Annotated in this window: 22 protein-coding genes and 1 pseudogene; all 23 read left to right on the top strand. The window is 36.5% G+C overall.

All coding sequences use genetic code 11. The features are described 5' to 3' along the window. Positions 1-433: 433 nt before the first annotated feature. The 23 genes and pseudogenes from ltrA to ONG75_RS00115 all read left to right on the top strand — a co-directional run bounded on the left by ltrA (position 434) and on the right by ONG75_RS00115 (position 19,538). Positions 434-1,903 carry a group II intron reverse transcriptase/maturase gene (ltrA, locus tag ONG75_RS00005; RefSeq protein ID WP_264375419.1) on the top strand — a complete coding sequence of 490 codons (1,470 nt, stop codon included), beginning with the start codon at positions 434-436 and terminating at the stop codon, positions 1,901-1,903. An 85-nt stretch (positions 1,904-1,988) separates the two neighbouring features. Then, a pseudogene (locus ONG75_RS00010) lies at positions 1,989-2,303 on the top strand (Holliday junction resolvase); the annotation flags it as partial. A gap of 132 nt (positions 2,304-2,435) precedes the next feature. Continuing rightward, a complete protein-coding gene (locus tag ONG75_RS00015) occupies positions 2,436-2,900 on the top strand; it encodes a hypothetical protein (RefSeq protein WP_264375420.1) in 465 nt (154 codons plus the stop codon). A 24-nt stretch (positions 2,901-2,924) separates the two neighbouring features. Continuing rightward, positions 2,925-4,418 (top strand): ankyrin repeat domain-containing protein, encoded by a 1,494-nt coding sequence (locus tag ONG75_RS00020; RefSeq protein ID WP_264375421.1) that lies wholly within the window; start codon positions 2,925-2,927, stop codon positions 4,416-4,418. After that, on the top strand, positions 4,415-6,256 hold the full coding sequence (locus tag ONG75_RS00025) for a phage terminase large subunit family protein (protein ID WP_264375422.1): 1,842 nt from the start codon (positions 4,415-4,417) through the stop codon (positions 6,254-6,256). The genes ONG75_RS00020 and ONG75_RS00025 overlap by 4 nt, the downstream gene beginning before the upstream one ends. A gap of 244 nt (positions 6,257-6,500) precedes the next feature. Continuing rightward, a complete protein-coding gene (locus ONG75_RS00030; RefSeq protein WP_264375423.1) occupies positions 6,501-7,844 on the top strand; it encodes an IS110 family RNA-guided transposase in 1,344 nt (447 codons plus the stop codon). 13 nt (positions 7,845-7,857) lie between these two features. Further along, positions 7,858-8,082 carry a gpW family head-tail joining protein gene (locus tag ONG75_RS00035; protein WP_187297528.1) on the top strand — a complete coding sequence of 75 codons (225 nt, stop codon included), beginning with the start codon at positions 7,858-7,860 and terminating at the stop codon, positions 8,080-8,082. Continuing rightward, positions 8,082-9,491 carry a phage portal protein gene (locus ONG75_RS00040; RefSeq protein WP_264375424.1) on the top strand — a complete coding sequence of 470 codons (1,410 nt, stop codon included), beginning with the start codon at positions 8,082-8,084 and terminating at the stop codon, positions 9,489-9,491. The genes ONG75_RS00035 and ONG75_RS00040 overlap by 1 nt, the downstream gene beginning before the upstream one ends. After that, complete coding sequence (locus ONG75_RS00045; protein ID WP_264375425.1) at positions 9,488-10,582, top strand: S49 family peptidase; 1,095 nt, start codon at positions 9,488-9,490, stop codon at positions 10,580-10,582. The genes ONG75_RS00040 and ONG75_RS00045 overlap by 4 nt, the downstream gene beginning before the upstream one ends. Beyond that, a complete protein-coding gene (locus ONG75_RS00050; RefSeq protein ID WP_264375426.1) occupies positions 10,575-10,949 on the top strand; it encodes a head decoration protein in 375 nt (124 codons plus the stop codon). Before ONG75_RS00045 ends, ONG75_RS00050 begins: the two co-directional genes overlap by 8 nt. A gap of 24 nt (positions 10,950-10,973) precedes the next feature. Further along, complete coding sequence (locus ONG75_RS00055; RefSeq protein ID WP_264375427.1) at positions 10,974-11,978, top strand: major capsid protein; 1,005 nt, start codon at positions 10,974-10,976, stop codon at positions 11,976-11,978. Next, complete coding sequence (locus tag ONG75_RS00060; RefSeq protein WP_226080688.1) at positions 11,978-12,289, top strand: head-tail joining protein; 312 nt, start codon at positions 11,978-11,980, stop codon at positions 12,287-12,289. The genes ONG75_RS00055 and ONG75_RS00060 overlap by 1 nt, the downstream gene beginning before the upstream one ends. Further along, positions 12,282-12,791 (top strand): phage tail protein, encoded by a 510-nt coding sequence (locus ONG75_RS00065; RefSeq protein WP_264375428.1) that lies wholly within the window; start codon positions 12,282-12,284, stop codon positions 12,789-12,791. Before ONG75_RS00060 ends, ONG75_RS00065 begins: the two co-directional genes overlap by 8 nt. Next, positions 12,788-13,264 (top strand): hypothetical protein, encoded by a 477-nt coding sequence (locus ONG75_RS00070; RefSeq protein ID WP_264375429.1) that lies wholly within the window; start codon positions 12,788-12,790, stop codon positions 13,262-13,264. Before ONG75_RS00065 ends, ONG75_RS00070 begins: the two co-directional genes overlap by 4 nt. Beyond that, complete coding sequence (locus ONG75_RS00075; protein ID WP_264375430.1) at positions 13,251-13,715, top strand: phage baseplate assembly protein V; 465 nt, start codon at positions 13,251-13,253, stop codon at positions 13,713-13,715. The genes ONG75_RS00070 and ONG75_RS00075 overlap by 14 nt, the downstream gene beginning before the upstream one ends. Further along, positions 13,712-13,966, top strand: coding sequence for a PAAR domain-containing protein (locus ONG75_RS00080; protein ID WP_264375431.1), 255 nt, complete (start codon positions 13,712-13,714; stop codon positions 13,964-13,966). The genes ONG75_RS00075 and ONG75_RS00080 overlap by 4 nt, the downstream gene beginning before the upstream one ends. A 2-nt stretch (positions 13,967-13,968) precedes the next feature. Further along, the gene (locus ONG75_RS00085; protein ID WP_264375432.1) at positions 13,969-14,304 is read left to right on the top strand and encodes a GPW/gp25 family protein; all 336 of its coding nucleotides are present in this window, start codon (positions 13,969-13,971) and stop codon (positions 14,302-14,304) included. A 2-nt stretch (positions 14,305-14,306) separates the two neighbouring features. Then, complete coding sequence (locus ONG75_RS00090; RefSeq protein WP_264375433.1) at positions 14,307-15,098, top strand: baseplate assembly protein; 792 nt, start codon at positions 14,307-14,309, stop codon at positions 15,096-15,098. After that, on the top strand, positions 15,083-16,243 hold the full coding sequence (locus ONG75_RS00095) for a phage tail protein (protein WP_264375434.1): 1,161 nt from the start codon (positions 15,083-15,085) through the stop codon (positions 16,241-16,243). The genes ONG75_RS00090 and ONG75_RS00095 overlap by 16 nt, the downstream gene beginning before the upstream one ends. A 167-nt stretch (positions 16,244-16,410) precedes the next feature. Next, positions 16,411-17,115: an ankyrin repeat domain-containing protein gene (locus tag ONG75_RS00100; protein WP_264375435.1), complete on the top strand. Its 705-nt coding sequence runs from the start codon at positions 16,411-16,413 to the stop codon at positions 17,113-17,115. A 32-nt stretch (positions 17,116-17,147) separates the two neighbouring features. Then, positions 17,148-17,612, top strand: a complete 465-nt coding sequence (locus ONG75_RS00105; protein ID WP_264375436.1) for an ankyrin repeat domain-containing protein — start codon at positions 17,148-17,150, stop codon at positions 17,610-17,612. A gap of 4 nt (positions 17,613-17,616) precedes the next feature. After that, positions 17,617-18,051, top strand: a complete 435-nt coding sequence (locus ONG75_RS00110) for a DUF2924 domain-containing protein (RefSeq protein WP_264375437.1) — start codon at positions 17,617-17,619, stop codon at positions 18,049-18,051. After that, a complete protein-coding gene (locus ONG75_RS00115) occupies positions 18,045-19,538 on the top strand; it encodes a recombinase family protein (protein WP_264375438.1) in 1,494 nt (497 codons plus the stop codon). The genes ONG75_RS00110 and ONG75_RS00115 overlap by 7 nt, the downstream gene beginning before the upstream one ends. Positions 19,539-20,121 lie beyond the last annotated feature (583 nt).

The raw sequence follows: 20,121 nt of genomic DNA on the forward strand, positions 1-20,121 counted from the left end.
CAAGTATGTTCAGTGGGAGGTAGACCCACCAGGATAAAAGTCGAAGTCCTGTAGCTAGGGTAGCAATGTGGAGGGAAAGCAAAATGTTGAAGCCTACCGACAACGTTATCATAGGATAATGGCGAATTACCAGGCCGTAGCGAAAGCAAACATATAGGTGGCCTCGAAAACGATAAGAACTGAAGGCTGAGCCAGCGGTCAATGGGCGAAAGCAGAATAGGCAGTTGAAAAACGACTGATACAATTGTTCTACTTCAGCGGGGTGGTAGTGATAGCATGGTAATGAGGACATACAAAGCAACTGGAGAAGCCCTCCTCATCCCAAGGAGAAATACCTTGGAGTGGTAGGTTCTATAACTGGAAAACAGGAAAAGAACCGAAGATGAGAGGGTGGCGGATGGGTGCGTAGTAGTAAAGAAGTGAGGTAACTCTCATGGAGCAAAGGCACCCTACTAGTAGAAATCTTTTAACAAAAAGGAAGGTAAAGGTAAAAATGATAAAAATGCCAATAAAATTACAAGACCTGAGAAGAAAGATATATACCAAAGCGAAAACAGAACCGGAATGGCGATTCTGGGGAATCTATGTTCACGTCTGCAAGATGGAGACACTAGAAGAAGCATATAAGCTGACAAAGAAGAGCAAAGGGGCACCAGGAATAGACGGGGTGACATTTGAATCGATAGAGGCAGAAGGCTTAGAAAAGTATCTTCAACAAATAAGACACGAACTAATAACCAAAACCTATAGCCCAAATAGGAACCGGAGGAAGGAAATACCAAAAGTTGGGGGAAAACTCAGAACGTTGAACATACCCTGCATCCGGGACAGAATAGTGCAAACAGCACTGAAGCTAATACTTGAACCAATATTTGAATCTGACTTTCAGGACGGATCATATGGATATAGACCTAGGAGAAAAGCGCATGAAGCAATTGATAAAGTATCGAAAGCAGCAATCAAAGGCAATACAAAAGTTATTGACATAGATCTGAAATCCTACTTCGACAATGTGCGACACCATATTCTTATGGAAAAGATTTCCAAAAGAGTAAATGATAAAGAAATCATGCACTTGATCAAGCTAATCCTCAAAGTAGGAGGGAAACGAGGAATAGCGCAAGGATCACCACTTTCACCACTAATAAGCAATATATACCTAAATGAGGTAGATAAAATGCTAGAGAAGGCAAAAGAGGTGACAAAAGAGGGAAAATATCGACATATAGAATACGCCAGATGGGCAGACGATTTAGTGATACTGATAGATGGGCACCAGAGATGGGAATGGCTAGAAAAATTAGTGTATAGAAGAGTACAAGAAGAATTAGCAAAACTAAAGGTAGAAGTAAATAAAGAAAAGACAAAAGTAATTAACCTAAAGGAAAGAGAGACATTCAGCTTTCTAGGATTTGATTTTCGAGAGAAGATCACAAAACAAGGAAAGTGGAGGGTACAAACAACACCACAGATGAAAGCGCGGACAAACTTACTTCAAAAATTGAAGGAGGTATTTCGCGACCACAAATCGCAACCAATATGGAAAGTGATAAATATCATTAATCCAATACTGAGAGGGTGGACAAACTACTTTAGGATAGGAAACTCAGGTCGAAACTTTAACTACGTGAAACTATGGGTAGAGAAGAAAGTAAGACGCAAATTAATGAAAGCTAGAAAAGCAAAAGGATTTGGCTGGGAGAGGTGGAGTAGCGAATGGATATACGAAACACTAGGTCTATATAAAGACTATAGATTAAGATATTACGTTCCGAAAGCAGCCCCAGTACAAGATGTTATAAACTTTGGTAAGAATCTGCTAGGAAAGCGTAGTGCGGGAAAACTGCATGCTGCGTTTGACGAGGCGGGAGCTGGAAACGTAAACATGGGAATTTTGGATTGAGGCCCAACATGAAAATAATGGATCAGCCACCAAGCCCTAAAGAGGCGCGCCAGTTCTCGACCCTACTAATGAACTTAAGTATAAATTTCCAGGTATTGAAGTTGTGTACTTTGAAGAAGTGAGAAGACACTTAGGAACTGATGCTGCACATATCTATGGAGGATTTTTAGCACACCTTTCTGCTTGGTGTGAAGAACATCATGTGCCATACAAAGGTGTATCTGTGAAAATTATCAAACGCTTTATAACAGGCAAAGGCAATGCAAGTAAAGCTGATGTCATTGAGGCAGTACAGGAAAAGGGTTTTTGTCCAACAGATGATAATGAAGCGGATTCTTTAGCTTTAATGTTCTATGTTATGAATTTTAGTAAAGATTTTAGTGTATTAAAAATATCATAAAAAGTGGGTCCTTTCGGCCAGAATGGAGGGTTTGGTGGTCCCAACCTCGGGCCTTCTTTAGCGTTAGATATATTTCAAATGTTAACTACTTACGAAATTATAGCTGAGCAGTGCTAAAAAGGAGAAAAAAAGGTGAGAATTACGCAAGCAGAATGGGCAAGGGAAAAAGGGTTTTCGAGGCAATATGTCTGTTCTTTAGTAAAAAAAGGAATAGTTGAGCTGGAAGATGGACTTATTGACCGAGAACAAGCAAATGAAGCGGTAGCAGCAATAAGAGATCCAAGTCAACCACTGAGGAGAAAAGAGCGCGGAGAAACACTTTCAACGATATTGCTAAAAACGCGAATAAAAAATGAAACCGAACGTGGTAAACTTTTGGAAGCTAAAGTGAAAGCTGAAATAGGCAAATTTGTGTCAATTGAAGAGGTAAAAACTGAAGCATTTAACGTAGCAAGAGTTGTTCGTAATAATTTGCTTAATATTCCAAATAGAGTTTCAGCACTGCTTGCATCACTGAGCGACACTGAAAAGATTCATATGGCGCTAACTGAAGAGATTACAAGCTCACTTGAAGAATTATCTAACGCTAAATTTTAAATATAAAAAGATTTTGAATACAAAATGGCTGATAACTTAAGTTTAGAGTTAATAAAGTGTTTAATCAATCAACCTGGATTAGATGTTAATGTCAGAGGGTTAAACGGAAAAACCCCACTACACTGCGCTATAGAATTTGACGAATTAAGCATGGTGGACTTGTTACTCACGAAGAAGAACATTAATCCTTTTGTAGAAGATAATGATGGTAAAACATCTCTTGATTACGCCAAAGAAGGGAAAAAAGCAGAAATATTACAAGCGCTAATTAATAACAAGTACGGGTCAGAACAAGATAGCTTACTTCATTTAGCTGCAATGATAGGTGAAGTTAATGCAGTTAGATATTTGATAGGAAAAGGTATTGACGTTAATGTACGAAATGCTTTGCACCATACTCCATTACATCTAGCAGCAGGCATAGGACATGCAGAAGTTGTAAAGATTTTGATAAGAGAAGGAAATGCTGAAATCGAGGTTTTTGATGCACGAAATCAGACACCGATGCACTATGCAGTTAACAACAAAAAATTGGAGATAGTAAAGTTATTACTGGAGCTAGGAGCAGATGTAAATAGCGCACGTGTAGGACAAAACTCGATGAAATTGTCACCTGTTCATATAGCTGTAAGTAATACTAATTACGATGAAAGAGACTTATGTCTTGATATTCTGAAATGCTTAATAAGGGAGCCTAATGCTCAAGTCAATTTGCAAGACTACGAAAATAAAACGCCACTACATTACGCTGAAAGACTTAAAACAATAGAGGTTTTACTAACTCGAGAGGATATAGATCCTTTAATCAGGGATGATAATGGTAAGACACCATTTGATTACGCTAAACCTGAGATAAAGAAGGCTTTGATGAGTAATAAATACGGTTCTGAAAAGAATAGTCTACTACATTTAGCTGCACAAAGAGGAGAAATTGAGCTTGTAGAGTCTATCTTAAAAGAAGAAATCGATATTGATATTTCAAACAATAAAAGTCTATCACCAATTTACCTTGCTGCAGAAAAAGGACATTTACATGTAGTAAAATTACTACTGAAAAAAGGAGCAAATTATACACCTGTTTTGCACTTAGCAATCAAATCAAATAATTTGGAGTTACTTAAAGTTTTATTTACTGAAAAAAATGGTGCATTGCTCTGCAGAGATACCGTTATCAATTTTCCAACCCTTCATAATAAATATATAGCACAGAGAGAAATAGCAGATAAAAGGATGAAAAAACATAATAATATTATCTGCATCTGTATTACAGTTAGCGCAGTAGCAATGGCAGCATATATAGGTTTAACAGCAGCAACAATAAGCAGTGCAATCATTTTTGCAACAATAACAGGGGTATTTGCGCTTGTTATAGCAATAATGGTAAGTGAGATGAGCAAAAGATATATAGAAAACGAATTTCAGAAAAAGATGTTTATGGAATTGGAGGAGTGTGGAGGAATAAACTCTACTGTTAACAATATTGAGATAGAACCAATTATGAGTAGATGCAGACAATGATATACGCCACATCTTTTTCTGAAGGTTTAAAACCAGATCCAGAGCTTAAAGTATCAGAGTGGGCGAATGAGTATCGAGTTTTAGCAGCAACTGCAGCATCAGAGCCAGGAAAATGGAGAACGGAAAGAACTCCTTATTTAAAAGAAATCATGGATTCACTATCTCCTTCTTCACAGGCTGAAAAAGTAGTATTCATGAAGGGAGCGCAGATTGGGGGAACAGAAGCTGGTAACAATTGGATAGGCTATATCATCGATCAAACACCAGGTCCAATGCTGGTAGTACAGCCAACAGTTGAAATGGGAAAAAGTTGGTCAAAAGGAAGATTTGCGCCGTTAATAGAGAGTACACCATGTTTAAAAAGTAAAGTAAAAGACCCAAGGTCAAGAGATTCAGGAAATACTGTACAAAGTAAGGAATTTCCAGGTGGAATAGTAGTAATAACCGGAGCAAACAGTAGTGTGGGTCTCAGGTCTATGCCAGTAAAATACCTCTTTCTTGATGAAATAGATGCTTATCCAGGAGATTCAGGAGGTGAAGGAGATCCAGTTTTACTCAGCATAGCCCGTACTAATACATTTGCACGGCGAAAGATTTTTTTAGTATCAACACCAACGATTCATGGAATAAGCAGAATTGAGAAAGAATTTGAAGCAACAGATAAGCAGTACTTTTTTGTTCCCTGTCCGTATTGTAATTATTACCAAATATTAAAATGGTCACAAATAAAATGGGAAGATAAAAATCCAAATACAGCACACTATATATGTATAGAATGTGGTGAAAAGATAGAAAATCATCAAAAGACAGAGATGCTAGACCGTGGAGAATGGAGACCTACTAATAGAGTAAAAGGTGAGAAAAAAGGATTTCATCTTTCAAGTCTTTATAGTCCAGTTGGCTGGTATAGTTGGCAACAAGCAGTAGAGGACTTTCTCCATGCAAAAGAAAGTGAACAATTACTAAAAGTTTGGATAAATACCACTTTAGGAGAAACTTGGGTAGATAAAGGAGAAGTACCAGACTGGAAGCAATTATTTAACAGAAGAGAATTTTTTCCCATAGGCACAGTACCAAAAGGAGAAGTGGTACTTACTGCAGGTGTTGATGTCCAAAAAGACCGCTTAGAAGTAGAAGTTGTAGCCTGGGGAAAAAGCCGTGAAAGTTGGTCAATAGACTACCGAGTATTTGAAGGAGATACTGGGGGTGGAGAAGTATGGGGAAAACTCTCTGAGCTCTTAAATCATCATTTTATTGGTGAAAATGGGCTTGAGTACATGATAAGCATGATGGCAGTTGATGCAGGATATGCAACACAAGAAGTATACAACTGGGTAAGAGGTCATCAAGGATCTGGAAGAGTAATGGCAGTGAAAGGTGTAAATAAAGCCCTAGTACCACTTAGCAGCCCAAGTAGAGTAGATATAACAGTTGGTGGTCAAAAGCTAAAAAGAGGAATAAAGCTATGGCCAGTAGGAGTATCGATATTAAAGTCAGAGCTTTTTCAATTACTTAATATTTTGAAAGAAGAAGAGAAAGTGCCAGCAGGATATTGTCATTTTCCGGAGTATGCACCTGAATATTTTAAGCAGCTAACGGCAGAGCAATTAGTCAGCAAAGTAGTAAAAGGATACACCAAACAAGAGTGGCAAAAAGTAAGAGAAAGAAATGAAGTATTAGATTGCCGAATTTACGCAAGAGCAGCATCAATAGCACTGGGAGTAGACAGATGGCCAGAGAGTAAATGGAATAGTTTAAGTGAAAAACCAGAAAGTAAAAAATCAAAGAAAATAGTGAAAAGTAAGTGGATCAGCACCGGAACAGACAAAATCTGTTAAACCAGAAAGAAACGTCCTAATGCACATTGCAGTAATTTTTGGATATAATTTTATGAAGAAGTGCTTCTGCAGTTATAATCGAGTTCGCAATGGTGCAATAAATGCCCGTGGATCAGTATGATTTTGGAAGGGACGGTCAAACCATTGATGGAGCTTCTTAGCTACCTCGTTTAGAAGATTGTGTAATATAACCGCCCCAAGCTAAAGCACTTCTTCATTATAAGGTATATATAAGGGATTTTATATGGCAAAAGCAAAAAGTAAATTAGAAGTAGTGAATCCTAATGCAGCAGGGATTGATATTGGTTCATCTGTACATTATGCATGCGTACCAGAAGGGAGAGATAAACAACGCGTTCAAAAATTTGGGTGCTTTACAGTAGATCTTCATAACCTAGCAAAGTGGTTGAAAAAGTGTGAAGTTAGAACGATAGCCATGGAATCAACAGGAGTATATTGGATTCCTTTGTTTCAAATACTTGAATCATATGGATTCGAAGTTAAACTGGTAAATGCACGACATGTAAAAAATGTACCTGGAAGAAAATCAGACGTTCAAGATTGCCAGTGGTTACAGCAATTACATAGCTATGGGTTACTTCAAGGATCATTTAGGCCTGATAACCAAATTTGTGTACTACGTGGTTATAATAGACAACATGACAACCTGATAAAAAGTGCAGCTGTACACACTCAACGTATGCAAAAAGCATTAATTCAAATGAACATTCAATTACACAAGGTTATTAGTGATATTACAGGTGTAACTGGTATGCGAATCATTAAAGCAATAATTGCGGGTGAAAGAAACTCTAATAGATTGGCTGAATTGAGTGATAGACGAATAAAAAATGACAGATCAACCATAGCAAAAGCACTAACAGGTAACTATAGAGAAGAGCATTTGTTTACATTAAAGCAAGAATACGAAGCATATACTTTTTTTCAAGAGCAAATAAAAGAATGTGATAAAAGTATGGAAAACTATTATAAAACACTTGAAACAAGATCAAATGAAAATAAGCAATGCAGTAAAGTAAAGAGGTCTGCAGGAAACAAACCAAACTTTGCTGCACACGAAGAATTGTATCGAATAACTGGCATGGATTTCACCAAAGTTCCAGGGCTTAATACATCAAATATACAGACCATCCTCTCAGAAGTTGGTCTTAATGCTAATAAATGGCCATCAGAAAAACATTTTACTTCTTGGTTGGGATTATGTCCATTTAATAGGATTACAGGAGAAAGAGTGATTAGAAGTGGAACTCGTAAAGTAATTAACCGTGCTGCAAATGCTTTTCGACTTGCTGGTTATTCTATGTTGCACAGTAAAAGTGCATTAGGTGCGTACTGTAGAAGATTGAAAAATCGATTGGGAGCACCAAAAGCAATAACTGCTACAGCAAGAAAATTAGCATGTATTTTTTATCAAATGCTGAAATGTGGACAAGAATATGTAGAAAAAGGAATGGATTATTATGAAAAGTTATATAAGGAAAGAGTAGTAAAGAATCTGGGTAAAAAAGCCAATGAATTTGGTTATATCCTGATAAAAAAAGATGAGCTGATAGGGGAAGTTTCTTAGAAGCAAGTAGTAAATGTATAACGAAGAGTATTTAGTTCAAATTGAAGAAGCGATAAAGAAGCTGCAAAACGGAGAGCGAGTGGTATCAATTGCATATGGTGACCATGTGGTGAGATATGCAGAAGTAGATATAAATGATTTACTAAGCTTAAGACAACGTATTAAGGCTGAACTAAAGATTGTTGGAATGAAGCCGAAGAGGAAAATTATTTTTGCTACTAACAAGGGAGTTTTGTAATGTTACTAAAATCATTCAAACAACTATTTAGCAAGCCAAAAATCAAAAGCTCAGCCTGGGATGCATCTGGCTCAGGAAGAAGGGTAATGTATTGGCAAGGAGAAACGGGAAGCATAAATAATTTACTCTCTCAAAGCCTTGAGCACTTGCGTAGCCGCTCTCGTGATATGGTAAGAAAAAATCCATATGCAGCAAATATCATTGATACAATAGTAAGTAACTCGATTGGAACAGGAATAAAACCGCAATCAAAAGCTAAAGATCCAGAGTTTCGGAAAAGAGTGCAAGAGTTATGGCTGAGATGGACAGATGAAGCAGACAGTAGTGGAGTAAATGATTTTTATGGACTGCAAGCACTGGTTTGTAGGAGCATGATAGAAGGCGGGGAATGTTTCATACGGTTAAGAACAAGAAAACCTGGAGATGGTCTGTGTGTACCGTTGCAATTACAAGTGCTTGAATCTGAACACTTAGATAATAAAACAAATCAAACTTTAGCAAATGGTAATGTAATAAGAAACGGGATTGAGTTCAATAGACTTGGGCAAAGGGAAGCATACTACCTATTTAAAGAACACCCTGGTGAAAGTACGTTTGGAGAATCAGTAAGAGTACCAGCAAACGATGTTTTACATATCTATAGACCACTAAGACCTGGGCAAATTAGGGGAGAGCCATGGCTTTCTAATATACTGCTAAAGCTCTATGAGCTTGATCAATACGATGATGCAGAGCTAGTGAGAAAAAAGACAGCGGCGATGTTTGCAGGATTTATTACGAGACTCGATCCAGAAGCAAATATTTTAGGAGAAGGTGAAAGTAATGAGCAAGGAGTAGCACTATCTGGTTTAGAGCCTGGAACAATGCAGCTTTTAGACCCAGGAGAAGATATAAAATTTTCAGAACCATCGGATGTTGGAGGAAGTTATGAAGCATTCATGAGACAGCAGCTGAGAGCAATAGCAATAGGTACAGGAATAACATATGAGCAACTAACTGGGGATCTAAGTGGCGTTAATTATTCATCAATCAGAGCAGGATTAATAGAGTTTCGTAGGAGATGTACAATGTTACAGCATAACATAATGGTATTTCAGTTTTGCCGTCCTGTATGGGATAGATGGCTAGAACTTGCCACTTTATCTGGAGAGCTTTCTACAACAGATAATCAAATATTTAAAGATGTGAAATGGATACCACAGGGATTTGATTGGGTGGATCCGCTCAAAGATCAGCAAGCACAACAGATGGCAGTAAGGAATGGATTTAAGAGTCGATCAGAAGTAGTGTCAGAAATGGGTTACGATGTAGAAGAAATTGAGCAGGAAATTGCTGAAGATCAAAGACGTGCAAGTGAACTGGGCTTAAGTTTTGATTCTGACGTTACGGCCAATCAAGAGGTGATATGAAACAACAAACAATATGGCTAAACAGATGTGTAATGGTAGAACCAAGGAGTTTTGAATTACTGTCACTACAAACAGGAAAGCAGCCTATCTTTAAAAATATAAAACATGCAGTAAGAAATAGTGAAAGAGGAATAATACCGATACATGGAATCTTGACAAAAAAGTCAGAAACTTTTGATGATATTTTTGGAATGACTTCCTATAATCAAATAGAAGCACAAATTACACAAGCAATAGAAGATAGTGATATAGAAACAATCCTGTTGGATATAGACAGTCCTGGAGGAGAGGTCAATGGAGTGTTTGACCTTGCTGATTTTATTTACAGTGCAAGGGGAAAAAAGAGGATAATAGCGATAGCAAATGATGATGCATATTCTGCAGCGTACGCTATAGCTTCTAGCGCTGAAAAGGTATTTGTGAGTAGAACTTCAGGAGTAGGAAGCATAGGAGTAATAGCAAGTCATATAGATCAAAGTGGGTTTGATGAAAAGCAAGGTATTAAGTATACCACAATCTTTGCTGGTAGCCGAAAGAATGATTTAAATCCGCATAAGCCTATTAACTCTGAAGGTTTAGAAAGTTTGAGAGAGGAAATAGATCGTTTATATGAGATGTTTGTCCAGCTAATAGCACGTAATCGAAATCTTTCTATAGAAGCAATCAAATCAACGGAAGCAGGGCTATACTTTGGCAAGAACGCTGTGGATACTGGTCTTGCGGACGGAATTACAATTTTTTCAGAGTTAAAATCTATTAATAAAAACAGGAGTATTACTATGAACGAACAAACTATAACTGACCTCAAAGAAGAAACTAATAATTTAACTAAGTATCGTACTGAAGTTGTTGAATTAATACGTTTATGTAACTTATCACGAATGCCAGAGAAAATAGGAGAATTTATTGAGCAGGGCGTAAGTGTTGAGCAAGCAAGGGAGGTTTTAATGGAATTACTTGCAGAGCAAACGAAAAAGACAGAGATACTGAGTGCAATACCACAGAATTCAGGAGAAGAGTTGATGATGCAGGTAGCGAAAAGTCGTAGGCATTTAAAATATATAACAAAAGGAGAAAAGCAAAATGAGTAGTATAACAGAACAAAATAACCTTGGTGATCTTCTAAAATATGAAGCATCAAATTTATATTCACGAGATCAAATAACTGTTGCCAAAGGTCAAAATATCAAGCTTGGCGCAGTAGTTGCCAAAAAGACAGATGATGGTTTTATTAGAGTACTGAGTCCCACTGGAACAGATGGTACACAAACAGCAATAGGAGTAATTACAAATGATATAAATAGCAAAGATTCTGATATGAAAGGAGTAATTATTACTCGCATAGCAATGCTAGCAGATCATGCAGTTGTATGGCCAGCAAATATCACTGAAGAGCAAAAAGCTGCAGCAATACAGCAACTTGAAGCCCGAGGAATCATCATTCGTAAGGGTGTTTAATTTAAATTAATAAGGGGAAAAAGAATGCAAAATCCATTTACAAATACAGCATTTAGCATGACAGCACTAACAAATGCGATGAATATATTGCCGATAAATTATGGACGTGTTGAAAATTTAAATTTATTTCCAAGTAGGTCAGTAAGATTTAGACATATTACTATAGAAGAGCAAAATGGAGTATTAAGTTTATTACCAACGCAGTTACCCGGAGCACCAGCAACAGTAGGAAAAAGAGGAAAAAGAAAGGTAAGAACATTTACGATTCCACATATTCCACATGATGATGTAGTATTACCAGAGGAGGTACAGGGAATAAGGGCATTTGGATCAGAAAGTGAACTGAAAGCGCTGGCAGATGTAATAACTGACCATTTGCAGCTAATGAGAAATAAACATGCAATAACGTTGGAGCATTTGCGGATGGGAGCGCTGAAAGGAATAATTTTAGATGCTGATGGGTCAGAATTACTAAATCTGTACAACGAATTTGAAATAACACCAAAAGTAGTAAATTTTGCACTAGGAACAGCGACAACCGATGTCAAGCGTAAATGTCTAGAAGTATTGCGGCATATTGAAGATAATCTAAGTGGTGAATATATGACCGGGATTCATGCTTTGGTAAGCCCTGAGTTTTTTGATGCATTAACTTCGCATAGTAAAGTGAAAGAAGCATACGAAAGATGGCAAGAAGGAGCAGCACTTCGGAATGATATGAGGTCAGGATTTACATTCTGTGGAATCACGTTTGAGGAATATAGAGGGCAAGCAACTGATCCTGAAGGAACCGTGAGAAGGTTTATAGAAAGAGAAAGTGGAAACTGTTTTCCAGTAGGAACAGCAAGTACGTTTACGACATATTTTGCACCAGCAGACTTTAATGAGACGGTGAATACGCTTGGTCAGCCATTATATGCAAAACAAGAGCCAAGAAGATTTGATAGAGGAACTGATTTACATACGCAGTCAAATCCTCTGCCAATGTGCCATCGTCCGGCAGTTTTGGTAAAAATTAGTTCTAGTTGATGAATATAGGAAAATTATTGGAAGATTGTTTTGAGCATCTAGGAGTGGAAGCCATATATTGTAATAAAAATAAGGAGAGTATTCGTAAAATGAAAGTGCTAATTAAACGTCCCGATACTACGTATTCTTTAGGTGCAGATGGAGCATTAACTCAGCAAATTGCTTCTATAGAAATACGTGATCAGGACGTTACTTCCTTTAGCATAGGTAATTATATCAAGATTGAAAAAAGGTTCTACAAGATTTTTGAACCACCATTGAAAGATTCTTCAGGTAAAATATGGAAAATTGAGGCAATAGAAAGTGTTTAATATTAAAACTAGTAACAATATTAATGAAATAATCTCCAATATTGACGGAAAAGAGCAGAAAGTAAAACTGGCAGCTATAAAAGCACTAAATAGAACAGCACTATGGTTAAAAGCAAAAGCAGCTAAGGAAATCAGTGAGGAAAAGAAAAGTTTGATAAGAAAGAGATTAAGAATTTTTAAGGCGAAAACTAGCAGATTAGAAGTGTTAATTAGAGCAAATCTCTATGACATTAGAGCATCGGCAATTGGCAAAATACAAAAAACAAGAAGAGGATCGAAAGTAGGAAAGTATGAGTTTATAGGAGGATTTGCAGCAGTTATGCCAAAAGGAAATAGCGGTATGTTTAAACGTGAAGGAAGAGCAGCATTGCCAATAAAGGAAGTAAAACTACCGCTGGAACCAGAAGGCTCAAGAATAATAAAAGACCTTGTTAATTATGAGAGTGAGAGAGTGTTTGAGAAATACTTTAAGCATGAGCTAAACTATATTTTAAAGATATGACAAAGTTCTGGACAGATTTACATCAAACAATTTGCAGCACACTGAAGGAAGAAATACCGTCTATACAGACATGTGAAATTTATCCAGCAATAAGAAAAGAATTGATAGCGCCAGCGTTATTTGTAGAGCTTGTGAGTTTAGAATCGGGAAAAGATCCTGGAACAGAAGAATTAGCGCTAAAAGCAAGATTTGAAGCAAGGGTTGTAGTTGATGGAACAGTCGAGGATTCCTCGTTAGTTGTAAGGTCATTAGCAGCAGAAGTAGTAAGAGTAGTGAACAAGAATACCTGGGAAAAGAATGTATCTCCGGCTGAATTTCTTTCTGCAGAGCCTGATGGATTTAGACCCGAATTAGATGCATATTTGGTGTGGATGGTTGATTGGAATCATCAGCTTCATTTAGGTAAATCGATATGGACAGAAAATAAGATTAAGCCACATACGATTACAATAGGAGAAAATGTTAGAGAGTAATTTTGCTATTTCAGAGCTGCAAAGAAAATTAGCAAACATTGTACGAATAGGGCTTGTAAAAGAAGTAGATTATGAAAAAGCAAAAGTAAGAATTAAAATAGGAGAATTTTTAACAGATTGGTTGCCATGGATAACAAGCAAAGCAGGAAAAGATAGAAATTGGTCTCCGCCAGATATTGATGAGCAAGTAGTTATACTTTCCCCGCTGGGAGAATTATCTTTAGGAGTAGTACTTCCTGGAATATATCAACAAAAGTACTCTGCACCAGAAAATAAAAAAGAGGTGAGTAGCTTAACATTTCAAGATGGAACAAAGTTGTCATACGATAAAGATAAACATCATTTAGAGATTGAAGTAGTAGACAAAATAACACTGAAAGCTGGGGAATCGAGCATAGAAATGACAAAAAGTGGAATAAAACTGAAAGCAGAAAGGATCGACTTAAATTGAACAAAGGAATAGTAAGGTTAGGAGACTATTGTGGAAAAGCTATACCACATTTCTGCATTAGCGGAAGTAATAATGTTTTTGTAAACGGCAAGTCAATATGTAGGCAAGGAGACAGTTTTAGTGAAGGAAAAGTAATGATTCAAGGATCAAAAATAGTGTTTGCAAATGGTCTTAGTGTAGGAAGAGTAGGAGATATAGTTTCATGTGGGTTTAAAGTAATAAAAGGCAGTGAAAGCGTCTTTGCAAAATAGAAATGAAGGGTATGGATGCTAAAACAGGAAAGACGTTAGAAGGAATAGAGCACTTAAAGCAGTCGATAATTGATATACTGACCACTCCTATTAACAGTAGAATCATGAGAAGGGATTATGGGTCTAGGCTATTTGAATTAGTGGATAAACCAATCAGTAGAGATTTAACTTTGGAAATCTATGCAGCAACAGCAGAAGCACTGGGGAAATTTGAGAAGAGATTTAAGTTAGAAAAAGTAAAAATGACAGAGGTGAAAGAAGGAAAAGTAACGCTTGACCTAGAAGGATTATACGTACCAAGTGGGAAAAACATTCGCTTTGATGGAATGGTTATATAAGTATGCAGTTGCCAAATATTGTAGAAAAGCTAAGTTTCGAGGAAATATTTTCGAGAATGAAGGAAGAGTTAGTGCGTAGAGATGAAAGTTTTACAGCATTAGTTGAAAGTGACCCAGCGATGAAGATTTTAGAAGTATCAGCATGGAGAGAACTTTTGCTCAGACAAAGGATAAACGAAGCTGTAAAGGGTAATTTACTGAAATTTGCAACGGGAGAAGATCTTGATAATTTGGCTGAGTTTTATGGAGTAGAGAGGCAGAAAGAAGAAGATGATGAACGATTTAGAAAAAGAATTAAAGCAAAGATAGCAGGTTGGTCAACAGGAGGAAGTAAGGAATATTATAAATATCATGCACTGTCAGCAGATAGTAGAGTAAAAGATGCACTAGTGGAATCAACTATACCAGGGAAAGTACAAATTTCAATCTTATCAACACAAACTGGCATAGCGTTAGAAGAGTTACTAGAAATTGTAAAAAAGCAGGTTACTAGAGATGATATAAGGGTTTTAACCGATACAGTAACAGTAATTGGCTGCAATATTATGGAAATAGATATCCACAGCAGAATGAGCATAAGTCCTGTAATATCAGAGGAGGAAATCAAGAAGCAGTTTATTGAGAAGTTTGAATTAGCAAAAAGATTAGGGTGGAGTGTAACAAGATCGTGGATAATAGCGAATCTATTTGTAGATGGTGTAGAAAATGTGGAATTAATAGAGCCAAAAGAGGATGTTGTGGTACTGGGGAATGAGTGTGCAAATTTGCGAAATTTAAAATGCTATTGCCACTAAACGCAACAAAACAAGAAAAAGCATTGGTAGATGCGATAGATTATAAAGTAGATCCAAACTGTATCAGAGGATTTAAGTTTAGTCTTAAAGAAGAAACATTGCCGTGGATAATAGAAGAATATGGTTTAGAAGAGATACTGCGTTGGGTAAAAGATAGAAGAAAAGCCGTAGTAGAAGGAGTAAAATTTCAAAGACTACGTGGAACCCCAGCATCACTCAAAATAGCACTAAAGTGGGCAAATATAGAAGATATTACAATTATTGAAGAGCCACCCGGTAAACACTTTTTTGAGTTGCAAGTAGGGATAAAAGAGGTACCAAATGACTTCTTCGTAGATGCAGTAGTAGAGCTGGCAAAACTATCACTGCCTGTAAGATCCAGATTAATGAGGATTTTTAACGATTATTATAATGTGCAGAGATTTATATTGGATGAGAGTTTATTTGGAGATCTTCTTTCTGATTATTCAGGGGTAAAAATAGAAAAAGATGGACCGGTGTTATCATTTGGTCGGAAGAACTCATTTGAGCTAAAAATCTTAAATCCAAGTTTTAAGTTTAGTACTTTTCGTGTTCATTATGAGCAAGCATTTAGTAATGACATATATCGATTAGATGTAGCAATACTTGGAGAAACCGAGCCTCACACAAAGAATTATAACGGTATTTATGAAAGAAATCATGTGTGGTATAACTTCAAAGCGCTATATCCGCTACCACAGAGCTTATTACCTGAGATTAAGTTTGCGAAAGCGCAGATAGTATTATCAGATAGCTGGAACTTGGGGGAAATAAACGCATGTTTTCCAGTTGGTAGTGTGGAAGAAAAAGGAAGTAAATTTTTACTAGGAAGTAGCAAACTATCTGAACAACTGTGGAATTTAAAATACAAGCCAATTTTAGAAAGGTTTAGCGTTACTCACCACTACAAAGTAGAAGATTTTACCAACCAGAAAGTTATAAGATTTGGTGTGGCAGAACACTATGTTCATTTTGAAAACAATTTAGATTTAAAGCAAAAAGACTCAATACACGAATTAGAAAATCATATTTTAGTATTTTATCCAGGAGTACTGAAGTGGCACGAACATCGACATTTGCACAGAAGTTGGAAAAATAGTCAAGTGATATCTGTAATAAGTTAAGTACTTATATTTAGATCCTCATATATTATATTAATAATAGGTTAAAATGTATGAAATAAAAAGAAAAGGACTTGCTTTCTCATGCCAAAAAGGACATGACTTGAATAGCGGCAGGTAAATATAAGAAATTTGTCTGGCGCTAGAAAAGCTAGTTTTGTGAGGTAAGTATGAAGTTTAGCAAAGAATCTTTTAGTAAGTTTTTTAAAGAAGTATCAAGTAACGATATTAATAAAAGAAATGAAGAAGGAGAGACGATCTTGCATCAAGCAGTAGAAATCTCTGATTACAAAACGGTGAGATTATTAATAAAAAAAGGAGCAGAGGTAAATGCAAGAGATAAAAATGGTTATACACCTCTACACTGTGCAGTATTTGCGAAAAGCTTAGAAAATGTAAAAGTGTTGCTAAGGTCGGGAGCAGAAGTAAATGCCACTCAATATGTCACTGGATGTACGCCACTCCACTCTGCATGCAAAATAGGAGGAGTTGAAATAATAAAAGAGCTAGTAAAAGCAGGAGCTGAGGTTAATCAACTGAATAAATATGGTGCAACACCAATGTATTACATTTGGGAAAGTGAAAAGTATTGCCTATGTGATAGCAAAGAAAGTGAAAAGGCGAGCAAATTTCTGAGAGAAAAAGGTGGAGTAACAAAAAGTAGAGAACTGACGTGCTATGGAATAGAGAGGCTAGTGGGAGAAATAGCAGACATGTTGAATGGGAGTTATTTACCAGAGTTAAAAATAATAGAGATAGAAGAAATAAGGAAGAGAGACAAATCACTAATAAAGGAAGAATGTCAAAATTTAGCAAGCAAGATAATAAGCAAAGTGAATGAAATGATAGATGAGGTGGTGAGAAGGAAAGCTTAAAAAAAAAGGTCAAAGAAAAGGTGAGGTGGATTATGTTAAAGTTTGGCAAATTTAATAAGTCAGCAGAAGAATTATTAGAGAACTCACATGAAAATATTTATGCAAGAGACGAGAAGGAACTGCATTATGCAGTAGAAGCAAAAACAGTGAGTTTATTAGTTGAAAAAGGAGCGAATGTAAATGCAGTAGATGTAGAAGGATATACAGCACTGCATCTAGCGGTAACGGAGAAACGTCTAGAAATCGTGAGGGAATTGATAAAATCAGGAGGGAATGTAAATGCGGAAGAATATGGAAATAAATGCACACCGCTGCACCTTGCATGCATGATAGGCGAAAAAGAGATAGTGAAAGAATTAGTGAAGGCTGGAGGAGAAATAGAACAAGCGGATAAATTTGGAATGACAGCAATGGATTATGCGAAAAACAGTAAGGAGATCACTGAAATATTGAAGAAAGAAATAGACAGAATTGAGAAGCTATTTATGAAGGGCTAAAAATATGGAGAAGGAAATGGAAAAGAAAGTAATGAATTTAGAGAGAAAACCTTTGAGTGAGCTGAGAAAAACGTGGAAGAAGGTATTTGGGGAAGAGGCACCTAAACATTCAAAGAAATATCTGATACCTAGATTAGCATATAGAATGCAGGAGGAAGCGTATGGAAAAATGTCAAGAAAAGGAGCAAAAAGACTAGAATATCTGGCAGATCGGCTAGAAAAGGGAAAAAGAATAAGTAGCGATAAATTACCAGTAGAAGGGACAGAATTAATACTAGAGAGAGGAGAAGAGACGCATGCAGTAATGGTAACAGATCAGGGTTTAATCTACAGAGAAGAGTTTTACACGTCATTGTCAGCAGTAGCCGGAAAAATAATGGGAATGAGCTACAATGGGCCGCTTCTATTTGGAATGAGAGATAAGGAGAAAGAATGCTGAAAGAGGTAAGATGTGCGATATATACGAGAAAATCAAATGAAGATGGTCTGGAACAAAAGTTTAATAGTCTTGATGCACAACGGGTAGCATGTGAAAAGTACATAAAGAGCAGAGAAGGCTGGGTAATATTGGCCAAAAGGTACGATGATGGAGGTTTCTCAGGAAAGAATTTAGAAAGACCAGCGATAAAGGAATTATTTGAAGATGTAAAAAAAGGAGAGGTAGATTGTGTAGTGGTATATACGCTAGATAGGCTCTCAAGAGAAACAAAAGACAGCATAGAGGTAACATCATTTTTTAGAAGGCACCGAGTAAATTTTGTAGCAGTAACGCAGATATTTGACAATAATACGCCAATGGGAAAGTTTGTACAAACAGTGTTATCAGGAGCAGCACAACTAGAAAGAGAGATGATAGTAGAAAGGGTAAAAAATAAAATAGCAACATCAAAGGAACAAGGATTATGGATGGGAGGAACTTTGCCGCTTGGATATGATGTAAAGGATAAAGAATTAATAATAAATGAGAAAGAAGCAAAAGTGGTAAGGTATATATTTGAGAGGTATATGGAGCTGAGATCAATGGCAGAATTGGCAAGGGAGCTAAATAGTCAAGGTTACAGAACAAAATCAGATATCTTTAAAAAAGCGACGGTAAGGAGAATAATAACAAATCCAATATATATGGGAAAAATACGGCATTATGAGAAAGAGTATGAAGGAAAACATGAAGCGATAATAGAAGAAGAAAAATGGCAAAAAGCACAGGAATTGATAAAGAATCAACCATATAGAAAGGCGAAATACGAGGAAGCGCTACTAAAGGGAATAATTAAGTGCAAGAGCTGTGATGTAAATATGACGCTGACATACTCAAAAAAAGAAAATAAAAGGTACCGATATTATGTGTGCAATAACCATTTAAGGGGGAAGGATTGTGGATCAGTGAACCGAACAATAGTTGCTGGAGAAGTGGAAAAAGAAGTGATGAAGAAAGCTGAACAGCTATATGAAAATTGGAAAGAAAAGACCGAAGAAAAATGGAAAAATTTAAGTTTTGGAAAGCAGAAAGAAGTAGTGAAAAAGTTAATAAAGGGAGTAATGGTTAAGGAAGATGGAATAGAAGTGAGTTCTGAATCAGAGGAAAAGTTTATACCAATAAAGAAGAAAGGAAATAAATGCACGGTAGTAGAACCAGAAGGTAAAACAAACAATGCATTACTGAAAGCAGTGGTAAGAGCCCATTCTTGGAAACGGCAACTAGAAGAGGGAAAATACGAAAGTGTGAAGGAGCTGAGTGCCAAAATTAATATAGGTACAAGACGTATACAGCAAATTTTGAGGTTGAACTATTTAGCACCAAAGATTAAAGAAGACATAGTAAATGGGAGACAGCCAAGAGATTTGAAATTAGTTGATTTGAGAGAAATACCGATGCTGTGGAGTGAGCAATTGGAGAAATTTTATGGTCTTGATTGCATTGTTTAACAAGAGGAGATGAAAACATCGAAGAGAATAGGAAAAGCTGTTGCAAAAAAACTCAAGGATTTATAAGGAAACCACTATTGCAAAATATGAAGGACTTCTAATGCACCAACAGATGTTGAAGAGGTTAAAAATAGTCTTGACGTAAACCAGTGTGACAAAAACTGACATTAAATTATATGAGTATATTAATATAAATAGTAAAGATTTTCAATTTACATATGAAACCAGAGCAAACTATTGAGCAAGAGTCAAACTCACAGAACAACCCTTTTCTGCTGAAATAGAACCATGTTTTTATAGTGAAGGAAATCCCTATATACGAAAAATCATCAAACCAACCAATTGCGGCTGGTGTTGTTGGTGCGTTATTATTGGTGAGCTGTGTTGCGTTTTATGTTTTATTTCGCAGTGGCAGTAGATGTGGTGTATGGGTTTTGCGTTGTATAATGCTACAAAGCCGAATACTAAACTTGAGTAGGTCTATTATCCAGCCTTCTTTGAATCCTGCACGGGAGTGTTAAATAAACTGTATCAAACCAAGAAATGATGTATTTTAGTTAATATAAAAACGGAGGTTTTACAC

The sequence above is a fragment of the Wolbachia endosymbiont (group B) of Sphaerophoria taeniata genome, from assembly GCF_947179355.1.
Taxonomy (GTDB): Bacteria; Pseudomonadota; Alphaproteobacteria; order Rickettsiales; family Anaplasmataceae; genus Wolbachia.

Excerpts from the sequence above, each read along its gene's own strand:
- ONG75_RS00035 (WP_187297528.1), top strand. The coding sequence starts at position 7,858 with ATGTATAACGAAGAGTATTTAGTTCAAATTGAAGAAGCGATAAAGAAG.
- ONG75_RS00030 (WP_264375423.1), top strand. The coding sequence starts at position 6,501 with ATGGCAAAAGCAAAAAGTAAATTAGAAGTAGTGAATCCTAATGCAGCA.
- ONG75_RS00055 (WP_264375427.1), top strand. The coding sequence starts at position 10,974 with ATGCAAAATCCATTTACAAATACAGCATTTAGCATGACAGCACTAACA.
- ONG75_RS00045 (WP_264375425.1), top strand. The coding sequence starts at position 9,488 with ATGAAACAACAAACAATATGGCTAAACAGATGTGTAATGGTAGAACCA.
- ONG75_RS00025 (WP_264375422.1), top strand. The coding sequence starts at position 4,415 with ATGATATACGCCACATCTTTTTCTGAAGGTTTAAAACCAGATCCAGAG.
- ONG75_RS00110 (WP_264375437.1), top strand. The coding sequence starts at position 17,617 with ATGGAGAAGGAAATGGAAAAGAAAGTAATGAATTTAGAGAGAAAACCT.
- ONG75_RS00095 (WP_264375434.1), top strand. The coding sequence starts at position 15,083 with ATGCTATTGCCACTAAACGCAACAAAACAAGAAAAAGCATTGGTAGAT.
- ONG75_RS00060 (WP_226080688.1), top strand. The coding sequence starts at position 11,978 with ATGAATATAGGAAAATTATTGGAAGATTGTTTTGAGCATCTAGGAGTG.
- ONG75_RS00085 (WP_264375432.1), top strand. The coding sequence starts at position 13,969 with ATGAAGGGTATGGATGCTAAAACAGGAAAGACGTTAGAAGGAATAGAG.
- ONG75_RS00070 (WP_264375429.1), top strand. The coding sequence starts at position 12,788 with ATGACAAAGTTCTGGACAGATTTACATCAAACAATTTGCAGCACACTG.
- ONG75_RS00040 (WP_264375424.1), top strand. The coding sequence starts at position 8,082 with ATGTTACTAAAATCATTCAAACAACTATTTAGCAAGCCAAAAATCAAA.
- ltrA (WP_264375419.1), top strand. The coding sequence starts at position 434 with ATGGAGCAAAGGCACCCTACTAGTAGAAATCTTTTAACAAAAAGGAAG.
- ONG75_RS00075 (WP_264375430.1), top strand. The coding sequence starts at position 13,251 with ATGTTAGAGAGTAATTTTGCTATTTCAGAGCTGCAAAGAAAATTAGCA.
- ONG75_RS00105 (WP_264375436.1), top strand. The coding sequence starts at position 17,148 with ATGTTAAAGTTTGGCAAATTTAATAAGTCAGCAGAAGAATTATTAGAG.
- ONG75_RS00100 (WP_264375435.1), top strand. The coding sequence starts at position 16,411 with ATGAAGTTTAGCAAAGAATCTTTTAGTAAGTTTTTTAAAGAAGTATCA.
- ONG75_RS00050 (WP_264375426.1), top strand. The coding sequence starts at position 10,575 with ATGAGTAGTATAACAGAACAAAATAACCTTGGTGATCTTCTAAAATAT.
- ONG75_RS00115 (WP_264375438.1), top strand. The coding sequence starts at position 18,045 with ATGCTGAAAGAGGTAAGATGTGCGATATATACGAGAAAATCAAATGAA.
- ONG75_RS00020 (WP_264375421.1), top strand. The coding sequence starts at position 2,925 with ATGGCTGATAACTTAAGTTTAGAGTTAATAAAGTGTTTAATCAATCAA.
- ONG75_RS00090 (WP_264375433.1), top strand. The coding sequence starts at position 14,307 with ATGCAGTTGCCAAATATTGTAGAAAAGCTAAGTTTCGAGGAAATATTT.